Annotated in this window: 9 protein-coding genes; 4 read left to right on the top strand and 5 right to left on the bottom strand. The window is 60.8% G+C overall.

Translation table 11 applies throughout. The annotated features are described in order from the left end of the window. Positions 1-200: 200 nt before the first annotated feature. A complete protein-coding gene (hrpA, locus tag PSH86_RS07420) occupies positions 201-4,112 on the bottom strand; it encodes an ATP-dependent RNA helicase HrpA (RefSeq protein WP_305488966.1) in 3,912 nt (1,303 codons plus the stop codon). Between the two features lie 228 nt (positions 4,113-4,340). Next, the gene (gene aceK, locus PSH86_RS07415; protein WP_109755837.1) at positions 4,341-6,062 is read right to left on the bottom strand and encodes a bifunctional isocitrate dehydrogenase kinase/phosphatase; all 1,722 of its coding nucleotides are present in this window, start codon (positions 6,060-6,062) and stop codon (positions 4,341-4,343) included. A gap of 129 nt (positions 6,063-6,191) precedes the next feature. On the opposite strand from aceK, the gene PSH86_RS07410 reads away from it, so the two are divergent. Next, positions 6,192-7,100, top strand: a complete 909-nt coding sequence (locus PSH86_RS07410) for a DMT family transporter (RefSeq protein WP_176688460.1) — start codon at positions 6,192-6,194, stop codon at positions 7,098-7,100. A 146-nt stretch (positions 7,101-7,246) separates the two neighbouring features. On the opposite strand, the gene PSH86_RS07405 is transcribed toward PSH86_RS07410, so the two are convergent. The 3 genes from PSH86_RS07405 to cysK all read right to left on the bottom strand — a co-directional run bounded on the left by PSH86_RS07405 (position 7,247) and on the right by cysK (position 10,609). Further along, entirely contained in the window at positions 7,247-8,110 is an 864-nt protein-coding gene (locus PSH86_RS07405; RefSeq protein WP_305488961.1) for a DMT family transporter, read from the bottom strand. Positions 8,111-8,450: 340 nt separating this feature from the next. Further along, complete coding sequence (locus PSH86_RS07400; protein ID WP_305488956.1) at positions 8,451-9,389, bottom strand: aspartyl/asparaginyl beta-hydroxylase domain-containing protein; 939 nt, start codon at positions 9,387-9,389, stop codon at positions 8,451-8,453. Between the two features lie 245 nt (positions 9,390-9,634). Continuing rightward, positions 9,635-10,609 carry a cysteine synthase A gene (cysK, locus tag PSH86_RS07395; RefSeq protein WP_109755841.1) on the bottom strand — a complete coding sequence of 325 codons (975 nt, stop codon included), beginning with the start codon at positions 10,607-10,609 and terminating at the stop codon, positions 9,635-9,637. Between the two features lie 147 nt (positions 10,610-10,756). On the opposite strand from cysK, the gene PSH86_RS07390 reads away from it, so the two are divergent. From PSH86_RS07390 to PSH86_RS07380, 3 genes are all read left to right on the top strand, one after another. Beyond that, positions 10,757-11,833, top strand: coding sequence for a DUF748 domain-containing protein (locus tag PSH86_RS07390; RefSeq protein WP_176688463.1), 1,077 nt, complete (start codon positions 10,757-10,759; stop codon positions 11,831-11,833). A gap of 228 nt (positions 11,834-12,061) precedes the next feature. Continuing rightward, positions 12,062-12,907, top strand: coding sequence for a MoxR family ATPase (locus PSH86_RS07385; RefSeq protein WP_003184225.1), 846 nt, complete (start codon positions 12,062-12,064; stop codon positions 12,905-12,907). Between the two features lie 34 nt (positions 12,908-12,941). Further along, positions 12,942-14,120, top strand: coding sequence for a VWA domain-containing protein (locus tag PSH86_RS07380; protein WP_212802026.1), 1,179 nt, complete (start codon positions 12,942-12,944; stop codon positions 14,118-14,120). Positions 14,121-14,122: the final 2 nt, after the last annotated feature.

Raw genomic sequence — 14,122 nt, 5'->3', positions numbered from 1 at the left:
GGACCGGCATTTATAGCCGCGAAGTTTGCCACAAACGCTGGCGTTTGGCCCATTCTCAGTGAGCTACACCAACTAACCCTGTGGGAGCGAGCCTGCTCGCGATAGCGGTGGTTTACTCAGTATTTATGTCGACTGACACAACGCTATCGCGAGCAGGCTCGCTCCCACAGGGGTTAGTAGTGTTCATCTGGTTTGTGGCATCAGGCCTCCACCTGCCCCCACTGCTTACTCAAGCGCTTATCGGAAATCGGCACCTTGGTCCCCAGTTGCTGGGCGAACAGCGACACCCGGTACTCCTCCAGCCACCAGCGGTACAGCTCCAGTTGCGGATCGCGCTTGCCTTCCTGGAGGTGTTTGCTGGCGCGGGTCTGGTATTGGGCCCAGAGGTTCGACAGTTCGCCGCTCCAGACCCGGTCTTTCTGCACCTGGCTGCCCAGTTTCTCGAAGCGTTGCTCGATGGCCTTGAGGTAGCGCGGCAGTTCCTTGAGCCATTGATGCGGGGTTTCGCGGACGAAGCCCGGATACACCAGGTGGCTGAGCTGTTGCTTGATGTCGTTCAACGCCATGGCCTGGGCCAGGTCGATCTTGCCCTTGAAGCGTTTTTGCAGGCCGTGCCAGAGCTTGAGGATGTCCAGGGTCAGCTTCGCCAGGCGTTCGGCGTGTTCGGTCCAGCCGCCACGCTTGCGCTCGGCCAGGGAAGCCAGCGCTGCGCCGTCACGGGGCAGGCTCGCTTCGCCTTCGAGCACGCAACTGTCGAGGCTGACCAGCAGGATGTCTTCCACCAGGCTGTCGATGCGACCCAGGTCGCGGTACAACAGGCCCAGCTCCGTCAGGCCGGGCAGCTTGCCGCGCAGGAACTTGGCCGACTCGGCCAATTGCTGCATCAACAAGCGCTGCAAGGCACGACGATGCTGGAACTCGGCTTCGGCCGGGGTCGGGAATCGCCCTTCCTTGACCACGCCGCCCTCTTCCACCAGCGCCGGGTAGACCGTCATCGACAGCCCGGCGATCTTCTGTTGGGTTTTCTCCGCCACCGGTGCGAAAACCTTCGCCTCCACCGGTGCCTGGCTCTTCGCCGTTTGCGGCACGGCCAAGGCCGCCTGGCTGGCTTCGGCAAAGCGCGCCGTCAGTTCGGCCAGGTCGCGACCTTCGCCAAGGAACTTGCCCTGGCCGTCGACGATTTCCAGGTTCATACGCAGATGGCTTTCCACCTGCTGCGCCGCTTCCGCCCAGGCTTCGTCGCTGACCCGCGCGCCGGTCATGCGCAGCAGTTCGCGGCCCAGGGATTGCGGCAACGAGCCTTCGGCGAAGGTGATGCGTTGCAGTGCGGCCTTGACGAAGTCCGGCACCGGCACGAAGTTCTTGCGCAAGGCCTTGGGCAGGTTGCGCACCAGGGCGATGCACTTGGCCTCGATCATTCCCGGCACCAACCATTCCAGGCGCTCCGGCGGCAGCATCGGCAACAGCGGCGCCGGTACCCGCAGCGTCACGCCATCACGAGGATGGTTGGGCTCGAAGTGATAGCTCAGCGGCAAGGTCAGATCGCCGACGCGCAATGTGTCCGGGTAGTACGCGGCCGTGACTTCACTGGCCTCGCGGGCCAGCACGTCTTCTTCGCGCATGATCAGTAGCTGCGGGTCTTTCTGGCTGTTGATCCGGTACCAGCTGTCGAAGGTCGCGGTCTGGTGGATCTCGGCCGGCAAACGCGCATCGTAGAAAGCGAACAGGGTTTCTTCGTCCGCCAGGATGTCACGGCGGCGGGCCTTGGCTTCCAGTTCGTCGAGCTGCTCCAGCAACTTGGTATTGGCGTCCAGGCACTTGGCCTTGGACTGGATCTCACCGCGCACCAACGCCTCACGGATGAACAGCTCCCGCGACACCACCGGGTCCACCGGCCCGTAATGCACCGGTCGCCGACCGACGACAATCAGCCCGAACAGGGTGATCTGCTCATACGCCACCACTTGCCCGCGCTTCTTCTCCCAATGGGGTTCGAAGTGGTTTTTCTTGATCAAGTGCCCGGCCAGCGGCTCGATCCAGTCCGGCTCGATCTTGGCTACCATGCGCGCGTAGAGCTTGGTGGTTTCCACCAGCTCAGCGGTCATCAACCACTGCGGACGCTTCTTGCCCAGGCCCGACGAGGGGTGGACCCAGAACCGCCGCTGACGGGCGCCGAGGTAGTCGCCGTCTTCGGTTTTCTGGCCGATCTGGCTCAACAGACCCGAGAGCACCGCCTTGTGCAATTTCGGGTAGTCGGCCGGGTCTTTGTTGAGGCTCAACTGCATGTCGCGGCAGATCAGACTCAACTGGCGATGGGAATCACGCCATTCACGCAGGCGCAGGTAGTTGAGGAAGTTCTTGCGACACCAGTTGCGCAGCGGGCTGGCGGTCAGGGCCTGGCGCTGCTCTTCGAAACCGCGCCACAGGTTGACCAGCCCGGCGAAGTCCGAGTCCGCATCCTTCCACTGGGCGTGGGCCTGGTCGGCCGCTTGTTGACGCTCAGGCGGGCGCTCGCGCGGGTCCTGGATCGACATGGCGCTGGCGACGATCAGCACTTCCTGCAAACTGCCCAGCTTCGCCGCTTCCAGCAGCATGCGGCCCATGCGCGGGTCCACCGGCAGGCGCGCCAACTGGCGACCGAGTGGGGTCAGTTGACTGTTGCGGTCCACCGCCGACAATTCTTGCAGCAGGTTGAAACCGTCGCTGATGGCCTTGCCGTCCGGCGGCTCGATGAACGGGAAATCGGTGATCTCGCCAAGGCGCAGGTGCAACATCTGCAGGATCACCGCCGCCAGGTTGGTGCGCAGGATCTCCGGGTCGGTGAATTCCGGCCGACCGAGGAAATCCTCTTCGCTGTACAACCGCACACAAATCCCCGGCTCGACCCGTCCGCAGCGACCCTTGCGCTGGTTGGCGCTGGCCTGGGAAATGGCTTCGATGGGCAGGCGCTGGACCTTGGCCCGATAGCTGTAGCGGCTGATGCGCGCGGTGCCGCTGTCGATCACGTAGCGGATGCCCGGCACGGTCAGCGAGGTTTCGGCGACGTTGGTCGCCAGGACCACGCGACGGCCTGGATGGGACTGGAAGATCCGTTGCTGTTCGGCCGGCGACAGGCGCGCGTACAGCGGCAGAATCTCGGTGTGCTTGAGTTGGGCCTTGCGCAGCATTTCGGCTGCGTCGCGAATCTCCCGTTCGCCCGGCAGGAACACCAGCACATCCCCGGGGCTGCGGCGCTCGCTGCGCTCGTAGGCGGCGATTTCATCGAGGGTGGCGAGAATCGCCTGGTCGACGGTCAAGTCGTCCTCGACGCGGTTGCCTTCTTCGTCCTGCTCCAGGGTCAGCGGGCGATACCAGGTTTCCACCGGGAAGGTGCGGCCCGAGACTTCCACGATCGGCGCGTCATCGAAATGCTTGGAAAAGCGCTCCAGGTCGATGGTCGCCGAGGTGATGATGACTTTCAGGTCCGGGCGGCGCGGCAGCAGCGTCTTGAGGTAGCCGAGCAGGAAGTCGATGTTCAGGCTGCGCTCGTGGGCTTCGTCGACAATGATCGTGTCGTAGCGTTCGAGGTAGCGGTCGTTCTGGGTCTCGGCCAGCAGGATGCCGTCGGTCATCAACTTGATCAGGGTGTTGGCGTCGCTCTGGTCCTCGAACCGCACCTGATAACCCACCAGCGCCCCCAAGGGGGTGGCCAGTTCCTCGGCCACCCGACTGGCGACGCTGCGGGCAGCGATCCGGCGCGGCTGGGTGTGACCGATCAAGCCATGCTGGCCGCGACCGATTTCCAGGCAGATCTTCGGCAACTGCGTGGTTTTCCCCGAGCCGGTTTCGCCGGCGATGATCAACACCTGATGCTTGAGCAACGCCTGCTTGATTTCGTCGCGCTTGGCGGCAATCGGCAAATTGTCGTCATAGCGGATCACCGGCAAGCTCGCCTTGCGCGCCAGCACCTGATCGCACGACGCCTGCATGCGCGTCACCCACTGGGCCAGCTTGGCCTCGTCGGGCTTCTTGCGCAGCTCAAGCAACTGCCGCCGCAACCGGTGACGGTCGGCGAGCATGGCGTGGTCGAGGTTTTTCAGCAGCTTGTCGATAGCGGGGGCTTGGTCAGTCATCAGGTACGCAAGGGTCGTCGGTTTGAGCAGAGGGCGATTGTCGCAGATTTGCGGCTACTGCGCCGACACATGGCAGCCTGCCGGCGGTTCCCTTGTGGGAGCGAGCCTGCTCGCGATGGCGGTGTGTCAGTCGACATGAATGCTGGCTGATCCACTGCTATCGCGAGCAGGCTCGCTCCCACAGGGGATTTGCGTCAAGGATGCCTTTTGTGGAGAGCAGTCGCAGGGTTACTCGTTGTCCAGGTCCTTGCGCCGATACGGGAACACATCAATCACCTTCCCCGCCCGAATCGCCTCTTGCAGGCCTTTCCAGTAATCGGCGTTGTACAACTCACCGTGCAACTGGTCGAACAGCTTGCGCTGCCCCGCGTCGGCGAACAGGAACGGCGGAAATTCTTCGGGGAACACGTCCAGCGGGCCGATGGAATACCAGGGCTCGGAAGCCATTTCGTCTTCCGGCGTGCGGGGCTGGGGGATGTGGCGGAAGTTGGCTTCAGTGAGGAAGCAGATTTCATCGTAGTCGTAGAACACCACGCGGCCGTGGCGGGTCACGCCGAAGTTCTTGAGCAGCATGTCGCCGGGGAAGATATTCGCCGCCGCCAGTTGCTTGATCGCCAGGCCATAATCTTCCAGGGCCTCGCGCACCTGGGCGTCGTTGGCGTTTTCCAGGTACAGGTTCAACGGTGTCATCCGGCGTTCGGTCCAGCAGTGACGGATCAGCACCGTATCGCCTTCCACCGACACCGTGGACGGCGCCACTTCCAGCAGTTCCTCAAGGCACGCCGGCTCGAATTTGCTCAGGGGAAAACGAAAATCGGCGAACTCCTGGGTATCGGCCATGCGCCCGACCCGGTCGACGCTTTTCACTAATCGGTACTTCTCGATCACCGTGGCCCGGTCGACGTTTTTCGACGGCGAAAACCGGTCCTTGATGATCTTGAACACCGTGTTGAAGCCCGGCAGGGTGAACACGCTCATGACCATGCCACGCACACCGGGGGCCATGATGAACTGGTCGTCGGTGTTCGCCAGGTGATTGATCAGTGCCCGGTAGAACTCCGATTTGCCGTGCTTGTAGAAACCGATGGAGGTGTACAACTCGGCGATGTGTTTGCCCGGCAGGATGCGCTTGAGAAAGCCGATGAATTCCGCCGGCACTGGCACGTCTACCATGAAGTACGAGCGGGTGAACGAGAAGATGATCGAGACCTGCGCCTCGTCGGTGATCAGCGCATCGATCTGGATACCCCGGCCCTCACGGTGCAACAGCGGGATCACCAGCGGCCATTGATCGTCGCGGGTGTAGATCCGCCCCACCAGGTAGGCCCCCTTGTTGCGATAGAGCACCGAAGAAAACAACTCCACCGTCAGTTCCGGATCCTTGCAGACCCAGTCCGGCAGGTTCTCGCGCAACTGCGCTTCGAGGCGTTGCAGGTCGCCCGGCAAATCGGCGTAGTCCTCGCTGAAACGGTAGTCGGCGAACACGCTCGCCAGTATCCGGTCCAACTGCCCCTGGGGCTTGTAGGTGCGGGTCTGGGCAGCGCGGGCCCGACGCAGGCTGGGCCGGGTGGTGTGGATGAACATGGTGCCGTCGCTGATCAGGTCGTGGCTGAACAACCCGCAGAAGATCGAGTTGTACCAGGTTTCCGACAGCTCATCGTCGAAGCGCAGGTCGATCAGGCTGATGTAGGCGCTTTTGACCAGCGGCCAGCAGCCCACATCCATCAGGGTTTCGGCATCGAAGGCCTTGTGCAGCTTGGCGACGGTTTCGAAGACTTTTTCTTCATACAAGTTGATGCGCGCCGCCGAAGCCGCTTGCGCCTCCAGCCACAGGGCCTGCTCGAACCGGGCGCGGGCGCCATCGGTGATCTGCCGGAAATGCTCACGATAATCGTCGAAGCCGTCGAGGATCGAACGGGCGATTTCAATGGCGGGCCATGGCTGCGGCATAGGTAAACCTCGGCGGGTCATGCTTGTTATTGGCGACTGAGCTTAGAGGCCAATCAGGCGGCAACGCAACCATTGCCATCGCTATTCAGGACGGCGACACTTGCCGCCCGATCAAGGAAGGAATGACTCGTGAACCTCGTCGATATCCTGCGTTTACTGTCACTGGCCGCCATCTGGGGGGCCAGTTTCCTGTTCATGCGCATTATCGCCCCCGTCATTGGCACAATCCCCACTGCTTTTTTTCGCGTGTCCATCGCCTTCGTCGGGTTGCTGGTGATCCTGGCCCTGATGCGCGTCGACTGGAATTTTCGCGGCAAGCTCAAAGTCGTGATGGGGCTGGGCCTGATCAACTCGGGCATTCCGGCAACGTTCTATTCAGTGGCGGCCCAGGTGCTACCGGCCGGTTACTCGGCGATCTTCAACGCCACCACGCCATTGATGGGGGTATTGATCGGCGGTTTGTTCTTCAGCGAAAAACTCACCCTGGCCAAGGTCAGCGGTGTCTGCCTGGGGCTGCTGGGTGTTGGCATCCTGACCCGCGCCGGCCCGGTGGCGTTCGACCTGCAATTGTTGATGGGCGCCCTCGCCTGCCTGCTGGCCACGACCTGCTACGGCTTTGCCGGCTTCCTCACCCGTCGCTGGCTCGATCACCAAGGAGGCCTGGACAGCCGTCTCTCGGCCCTGGGCAGCATGTTCGGTGCCACGGTGTTCTTGCTGCCGCTGTTTGGCTACAGCGTCATCAGCCAGCCACCGGCCAGCTGGGGTGGCTGGAGCGTCTGGTTGTCACTGCTGGGGCTGGGCCTGGTATGTACCGCCCTGGCATACATTCTTTACTTCCGCTTGCTCAGTTCCATCGGTCCGGTCAAATCGATGACCGTGACCTTCCTGATTCCACCGTTCGGCGTGTTGTGGGGGGCGTTGCTGCTGGATGAGCCGTTGGGGATGGCGCATTTGTATGGCGGGGTGTTGATTGCGGCGGCGTTGTGGTTGGTGCTCAAGCCCGCTGCGGCGAAACCGGCTGAAGTGTCTGCCCGGTAGTTCATCGGTGTGGCTGAAAATGCCATCGTGGGCAAGCCTTGCTCCCACAAGGACTACACATAACCTGTGGGAGCAGGCTTGTACATAACCTGCGGGAGCAAGGCTTGCCCGCGATAGCGGTTGTTCAGTCAGCGAGCATCCAAGGCTCAGCGACTTTTACGAAACACAAACACCAACCCCACGATGATCAGCACCATCCCCAGCAAGCTCAACAACGCCAGCCGATTGCCAAACACCAGGTAGTCCATGATCGCCGTCACCGCCGGCACCAGGTAGAACAGGCTGGTGACATTCACCAGGTTGCCACGGGCGATCAGTCGGTACAGCAGCAACGTCGCCAGCACCGATACCACCAGCCCCATCCACAACACCGGCACGAAGAACCCCGTGCTGTATTCGAAGTGAAACGGCTGGAACGGCACGAACACCGCGCACAGTAACAATCCGGCCAGGTATTGCACCGGCAGCGTACCCAGTGGGTTGTCGGTGATGCGCTTCTGCATGATGGAACCGGCCGTCATGCTCACCAGTGCCAGCAACCCGCACACCATTCCCGCCAGGGACATGCCCGCCAGGCCAATGCCTTGGTACACCACCATGACCAACCCGACCAACCCCAGCACCAGGCCGAACAGCCGCGACCAGGATCGCTGACGTTCCATGAGCACCACGGTCAGGATCGGTTGCACGCCCATCAGGGTTGCCATGACCCCGGGCGTGACACTCATTTGCAGCGCCAGCAGATAAAAAATCTGGTAGGCGCCCAGCAGCACCAACCCGGTGGTTGCCGCGTACAGCATCGGCTTGCCGGTCTTGGGCAGCTTGAACTTGAGCAACGGAATCAACAGCACCAACGCAAACAGCGCAATGGCAAAACGGATCAGCAAAAAGGCGAAGGGTGAAGCGTGGGCCAGGCCCAGCTTGGAAAAGATCGCCCCACTGCTCCACAGCAAAACGAACAGGCTCGTGGAAGCCGCCGCCAATAAGGCGTTTTTGGAAAGGGAAAACATGGATACCACCTGTAGTCAGGCAAAAAGCCAACTCAGCCGAGGCTGAAGTCCAGTAGTTTTTTTTCAGGCGGGCACAGGGGATGGCAACCGTTGCCGATCAGCCCTGAATGCCAACACCCGGCGGTGATACGACGGCGTACACCGATGAGCTACGGACAGGTGGGGGGTATTGACCGATCTGCGCAGGCTGCTGATTCCCACACGGCACGACGCCAGCGTTGAACGCTGGAACCACGACCGCGATGACAGGGGATGCAGGCATGAGCCGATCTCTTGAAGGGTGGGTTCGAAAACCCGAAGAGCGCTGACTATAACCAGCGCCCGAGGGACTATGCAATGTTTAAACGAACAACCAATAACCAAGCGCCGTGAGCACCACCACCGCCAACACGGGCCGCATCACCCGGTACGCCTTGGGATGCTTGCGCTTGAATTGCTTGACCCGGCCACTGATGCCGTCGCTGAACGACTTGCTCCAGGCATACGCCCGGTTGATGCCGCCGACGTGTTCATCGTCCAGGTTCTGCGGCGCGGTGGCGCGGCCGAGGAAAGCGCTGATAGTACGGTTGAGGCGGGTCATCAAGCGGCTTTTCAAGGGCCGCTCGACATCACAGAACAGGATCACGCGGGTCTGCGGGGTTTCGTTCTTCACCCAGTGCACATAGGTTTCATCGAACATGACGTCTTCGCCATCGCGCCAGGCGTAGATCTGGCCGTCGACGAAGATCCGGCAATCATCGGAATTGGGCGTGGACAGCCCCAGGTGATAACGCAACGAACCGGCGAAGGGGTCTCGATGTGGGTTCAGGTGGCTGCCACCCGGCAGCAGGGCAAACATCGCGCCCCGCACGTTGGGGATCCGGTTGACCAGCTCGACAGTCCTGGGGCACAGCAACTCAGCCGACGGCAGCGGTTTGTCGTACCACTTGAGGTAGAAACGCTTCCAGCCCTTCTTGAAGAACGAGCCGAAACCGGCATCGTTGTTCTTCTCGGCGGCACGAATGTAACCCTCGTCGAACAGGTGCATGGCCTCGTCGCGAATGACTTGCCAGTTATCCTTGAGCACATCCAGCTCGGGAAACTTGCTGCGGTCCAGGTAAGGCTTCGAGGGTACGCCGGAGAACAGGTACATCAAAGTGTTATAGGGGGCGAACAGCGCCGAGTGGTTGACGAACTGGCGCAACATCGGCAAACGCGCCTTGCCGCGCAAATGCACATAAAGCGTACTACCCAAAAACAGCAGCAACACTGAGGCCTTGGCGGCAAACGAAATGGTCATTTACAACTCCTTGTCCAAAAACAACTTACGCAACGCCAACTGCCCGACGTAGCCGAGGGCCATGGTAAAGCCTCATGGCCCAGGTAAAAACCGTCTGACGCAACATTTTCTGTTGAGTGAAACGCAACAATCACTTTCTAACAGGCGCTAGCTGAACCTTGGCTGACGCCTGTCAAACAACCTTCTCCTCAGACCTTGTTACTGCCCAGTGGCGAGGTCCACTCACCCTTGCAGTGAATTCACGGTTACTGCTGAATCTCCTGCTCGGTAAACAGATCACTGAACAACATGCTCGACAAGTACCGCTCGCCCGAGTCCGGCAGGATCACAACGATGGTCTTGCCCTGCATTTCCGGTTTCTCCGCCAGGCGCACGGCCACGGCCATCGCCGCGCCACAAGAGATCCCGCAGAGGATTCCCTCCTCCTGCATCAAGCGCAGGGCCATCGCCTTGGACTCGTCGTCGGAGACCCGCTCGACCTGGTCGACGATCGACAGATCGAGGTTCTTCGGCACGAACCCGGCACCGATCCCCTGGATCTTGTGAGGGCTGGGCTTGATCTCCTGGCCCGCCATCGCCTGGGTAATCACCGGCGAAACCTCGGGCTCTACCGCCACCGACAGGATCGGTTTGCCACAGGTGTTCTTGATATACCGCGAAACCCCGGTAATGGTTCCGCCGGTGCCCACGCCCGCGACGAGCACATCCACCGCGCCATCGGTGTCGTTCCAGATTTCCGGTCCGGTGGTTTTTTCGTGGATCGCCGGGTTCGCCGGGTTATCGAACTGCTGCGGCATGAAGTATTTGGATGGATCGCTGGCCAGGATCTCGGTGGCTTTCTCGATGGCACCCTTCATTCCCTTCGCCGGCTCGGTGAGCACCAGCTCAGCACCCAGGGCCTTGAGCACCTTGCGCCGCTCGATGCTCATGGAAGCGGGCATGGTCAGCATCAGCTTGTAGCCACGGGCGGCGGCGACGAACGCCAGGCCGATACCGGTGTTGCCCGAAGTCGGTTCGACGATGGTCATGCCAGGCTTGAGTTTGCCCGAGCTTTCAGCGTCCCAGATCATGTTCGCGCCGATCCGGCATTTGACCGAATACCCCGGGTTACGCCCCTCGATCTTGGCCAGGATGGTCACACCGCGCGGCGCAATGCGGTTGATCTGTACCAGTGGCGTATTACCGATGGAATGGGCGTTGTCAGCGAATATACGGCTCATGGCTGGGTCCTTAATGCGGCGGGAATTTAAGCCTTTAAAGGTATGCCTGTTGCCCATGGGCGTCCAGTTTCACCGAACGTTCCCATTGTTGCGACAGTCAATGGCAGTAGAAGGCGCTCCCCCAACAAACGCTGGAGACTGACTGACATGAAGCGTCGATACAGCTGGCCACTGTGGGTTTTCGCCACCATCGTCGCGGTGCTGGTGGCCCTGCATTTCACCCTGCCTTATCTGGTGCGCAACTATCTGAACGACAAACTGGCCGACATGGGCGACTACCGCGGCCAGGTTCTCGATGTAGACTTGGCGCTTTGGCGCGGGGCCTACCGGATCAATGGCCTGAAAATCGTCAAGGTCGACGGCAAGGTCCCGGTGCCGTTCGTCGATGCGCCGTTGATCGACTTGTCCGTGAGCTGGCATTCGCTGTGGTACGACCATGCGGTGGTGGCCGAAGTGGAGTTTGCCCGTCCCGAAGTGAACTTCGTCGACGGTGGGGCCAACCGACAGAACTCCCAGACCGGTCAAGGCACCAACTGGCGCGAGCAACTGGAAAAACTGCTGCCCATCACCTTCAACGAAGTGCGCATCAGGGATGGCAAGGTCACCTTTCGCAATTTCAATTCCAAGCCACCGGTCAACCTGCGGGCCACCGACGTCAACGCCAGCTTCTACAACCTGACCAACGTGGTCGACACAAAAGGCAAGCGCGACGCCCGTTTCGAAGGCAAGGCCCTGGTGGCCGAACATGCGCCCCTGGAAATGCAGGCCACTTTCGACCCCTTGAGCAATTTCGAAGATTTCGATTTTCGCCTGCGGGCCAGGAACATCGAACTCAGGCGCCTTAACGACTTCGCCGCGGCCTATGGCAAATTCGATTTCAACGCCGGCCACGGCGACCTGGTGGTCGAGGCCGAAGCCGACAATGCCCGGCTCAGCGGCTACATCAAGCCATTGCTGCGTGATGTCGATGTGTTCGACTGGCAGCAGGACGTGGAAAACCAGAACAAAAACATCTTCCGCTCGGTCTGGGAAGCGCTGGTCGGCACAGGCGAAACGGCCCTCAAGAACCAGCGCAAGAACCAATTCGCCACTCGGGTGGAACTCAGCGGCAATGTTCACCAGCAGGACATCAGCGCCTTCGAAGCCTTCCTGCAGATTTTGCGCAACGGTTTCGTCCAGGCCTTCAATGCCCGTTATGAACAACCACCGCCGGCGACCGACTAGGTGTCCGTGGCTTTTTTGTGGCGAGGGGATTTATCCCCGTTGGGCTGCGCAGCTCAACGGGGATAAATCCCCTCGCCACAAGACTGAGTCAACATGTGACGCTCCATTCAGAGACTGAATACAGCGTCTGCGTTCACAGTCGGCGGGGCGTCGCGTTATAGTCGGGCACGATATTTATTTCGCGCGCCCCGCCTCGCCGGGCCGGCGACACGTTCGAGGAAATTGCAGATGAAGTTCGAAGGCACCAGCGCCTACGTGGCCACCGATGACCTGAAACTGGCCGTGAACGCCGCCATCACCCTGGAGCGGCCATTGCTGGTCAAGGGCGAACCGGGCACCGGCAAGACCATGCTCGCCGAACAACTGGCCGAGTCCTTCGGCGCGCGCCTGATCACCTGGCACATCAAGTCCACCACCAAAGCCCACCAGGGCCTGTACGAGTACGACGCGGTCAGCCGCCTGCGGGACTCGCAGTTGGGCGTGGACAAAGTCCACGACGTACGCAACTACCTGAAGAAGGGCAAGCTCTGGGAAGCCTTCGAGTCCGAAGAGCGGGTGATCCTGCTGATCGACGAGATCGACAAGGCCGACATCGAATTCCCCAACGATCTGTTGCAAGAACTCGACAAGATGGAGTTCTACGTCTACGAGACCGACGAAACCATCAAGGCCAAGCAACGGCCGATCATCATCATTACCTCCAACAACGAGAAGGAACTGCCCGATGCGTTCCTGCGCCGTTGCTTCTTCCACTACATCGCCTTCCCCGACCGCGTCACCCTGCAGAAAATCGTCGATGTGCATTACCCGGACATCAAGAAAGACCTGGTCAGCGAAGCGCTGGACGTGTTCTTCGACGTGCGCAAAGTGCCGGGCCTGAAGAAGAAACCTTCCACTTCCGAACTGGTGGACTGGCTCAAGCTGCTGATGGCCGACAACATCGGTGAAGCGGTACTGCGCGAGCGAGATCCGACCAAGGCCATCCCGCCGCTGGCCGGTGCCCTGGTCAAGAACGAACAGGACGTGCAATTGCTCGAGCGCCTGGCGTTCATGAGCCGTCGCGGCACTCGCTGATCCTCTTCGTTTAACAAGAGCGAGGGCGATTGCCATGCTGCTTAACCTGTTCAATGAGATGCGCGCCGCCAAGGTGCCCGTGTCGGTGCGTGAACTGCTGGACCTGATCAACGCGCTGAAACAGCGGGTGACCTTCGCCGACATGGATGAGTTCTATTACCTGTCCCGGGCGATCCTGGTGAAGGACGAACGGCATTTCGACAAGTTCGACCGGGCGTTCGCCGCGTACTTCAATGGCCTGGAGAAACTCGACGACCATCTCCAGGCGCTGATCCCCGAAGACTGGTTGCGCAAGGAATTCGAGCGGTCACTGACTGACGAAGAGCGGGCGCAGATCCAGTCCCTCGGTGGCCTGGACAAGCTGATCGAAGAATTCAAGAAGCGCCTGGAGGAACAGAAGGAACGCCATGCCGGCGGTAACAAGTGGATCGGCACTGGCGGCACCAGCCCATTCGGCTCCGGCGGCTTCAACCCCGAGGGCATTCGTGTCGGCGACGCCGGCAAGCGCCAGGGCAAGGCCGTGAAGGTCTGGGACCAGCGTGAGTACAAGAACCTCGACGACCAGGTGGAACTGGGCACGCGCAATATCAAGATCGCCCTGCGCCGCCTGCGCAAGTTTGCCCGCCAGGGCGCGGCCGAAGAGCTGGACATCGACGGCACCATCGACCACACCGCCCGGGACGCCGGCCTGTTGAACATCCAGATGCGCCCGGAGCGACGCAACACGGTCAAGTTGTTGCTGCTGTTCGACATCGGCGGCTCGATGGATGCCCACGTGAAGATCTGCGAAGAACTGTTCTCGGCCTGCAAGACCGAGTTCAAGCACCTGGAGTATTTCTACTTCCACAACTTCGTCTACGAATCGGTGTGGAAGAACAATCTGCGCCGCACTTCGGAGCGCACCTCGACCCAGGACTTGCTGCACAAATACGGCGCCGACTACAAAGTGATCTTCATCGGTGACGCCGCCATGGCGCCCTATGAAATCACCCAGGCCGGCGGCAGCGTCGAACACTGGAACGAAGAAGCCGGTTATGTGTGGATGCAGCGCTTCATGGAAAAGTACAAGAAGCTCATCTGGATCAACCCTTACCCCAAGGACACCTGGGGTTACACCGCCTCGACCAATATCGTGCGCGAGTTGGTGGAAGACCGGATGTATCCGCTGACCTTGCGGGGGTTGGAGGAAGGAATGCGGTTTCTTTCCAAATAAGA

The sequence above is a fragment of the Pseudomonas sp. FP2300 genome, from assembly GCF_030687595.1.
Taxonomy (GTDB): Bacteria; Pseudomonadota; Gammaproteobacteria; order Pseudomonadales; family Pseudomonadaceae; genus Aquipseudomonas; species Aquipseudomonas bijieensis.
The sequence above is the reverse complement of the archived record's forward strand: the minus strand, read 5'-3'. Positions and strand labels throughout refer to the sequence as shown.

What these genes read in the sequence shown, in the direction of transcription:
- PSH86_RS07405 (WP_305488961.1), bottom strand. Translation starts at nt 8,110, where the DNA reads ATGTTTTCCCTTTCCAAAAACGCCTTATTGGCGGCGGCTTCCACGAGC.
- PSH86_RS07400 (WP_305488956.1), bottom strand. Translation starts at nt 9,389, where the DNA reads ATGACCATTTCGTTTGCCGCCAAGGCCTCAGTGTTGCTGCTGTTTTTG.
- hrpA (WP_305488966.1), bottom strand. Translation starts at nt 4,112, where the DNA reads ATGACTGACCAAGCCCCCGCTATCGACAAGCTGCTGAAAAACCTCGAC.
- cysK (WP_109755841.1), bottom strand. Translation starts at nt 10,609, where the DNA reads ATGAGCCGTATATTCGCTGACAACGCCCATTCCATCGGTAATACGCCA.
- PSH86_RS07390 (WP_176688463.1), top strand. Translation starts at nt 10,757, where the DNA reads ATGAAGCGTCGATACAGCTGGCCACTGTGGGTTTTCGCCACCATCGTC.
- PSH86_RS07385 (WP_003184225.1), top strand. Translation starts at nt 12,062, where the DNA reads ATGAAGTTCGAAGGCACCAGCGCCTACGTGGCCACCGATGACCTGAAA.
- PSH86_RS07380 (WP_212802026.1), top strand. Translation starts at nt 12,942, where the DNA reads ATGCTGCTTAACCTGTTCAATGAGATGCGCGCCGCCAAGGTGCCCGTG.
- aceK (WP_109755837.1), bottom strand. Translation starts at nt 6,062, where the DNA reads ATGCCGCAGCCATGGCCCGCCATTGAAATCGCCCGTTCGATCCTCGAC.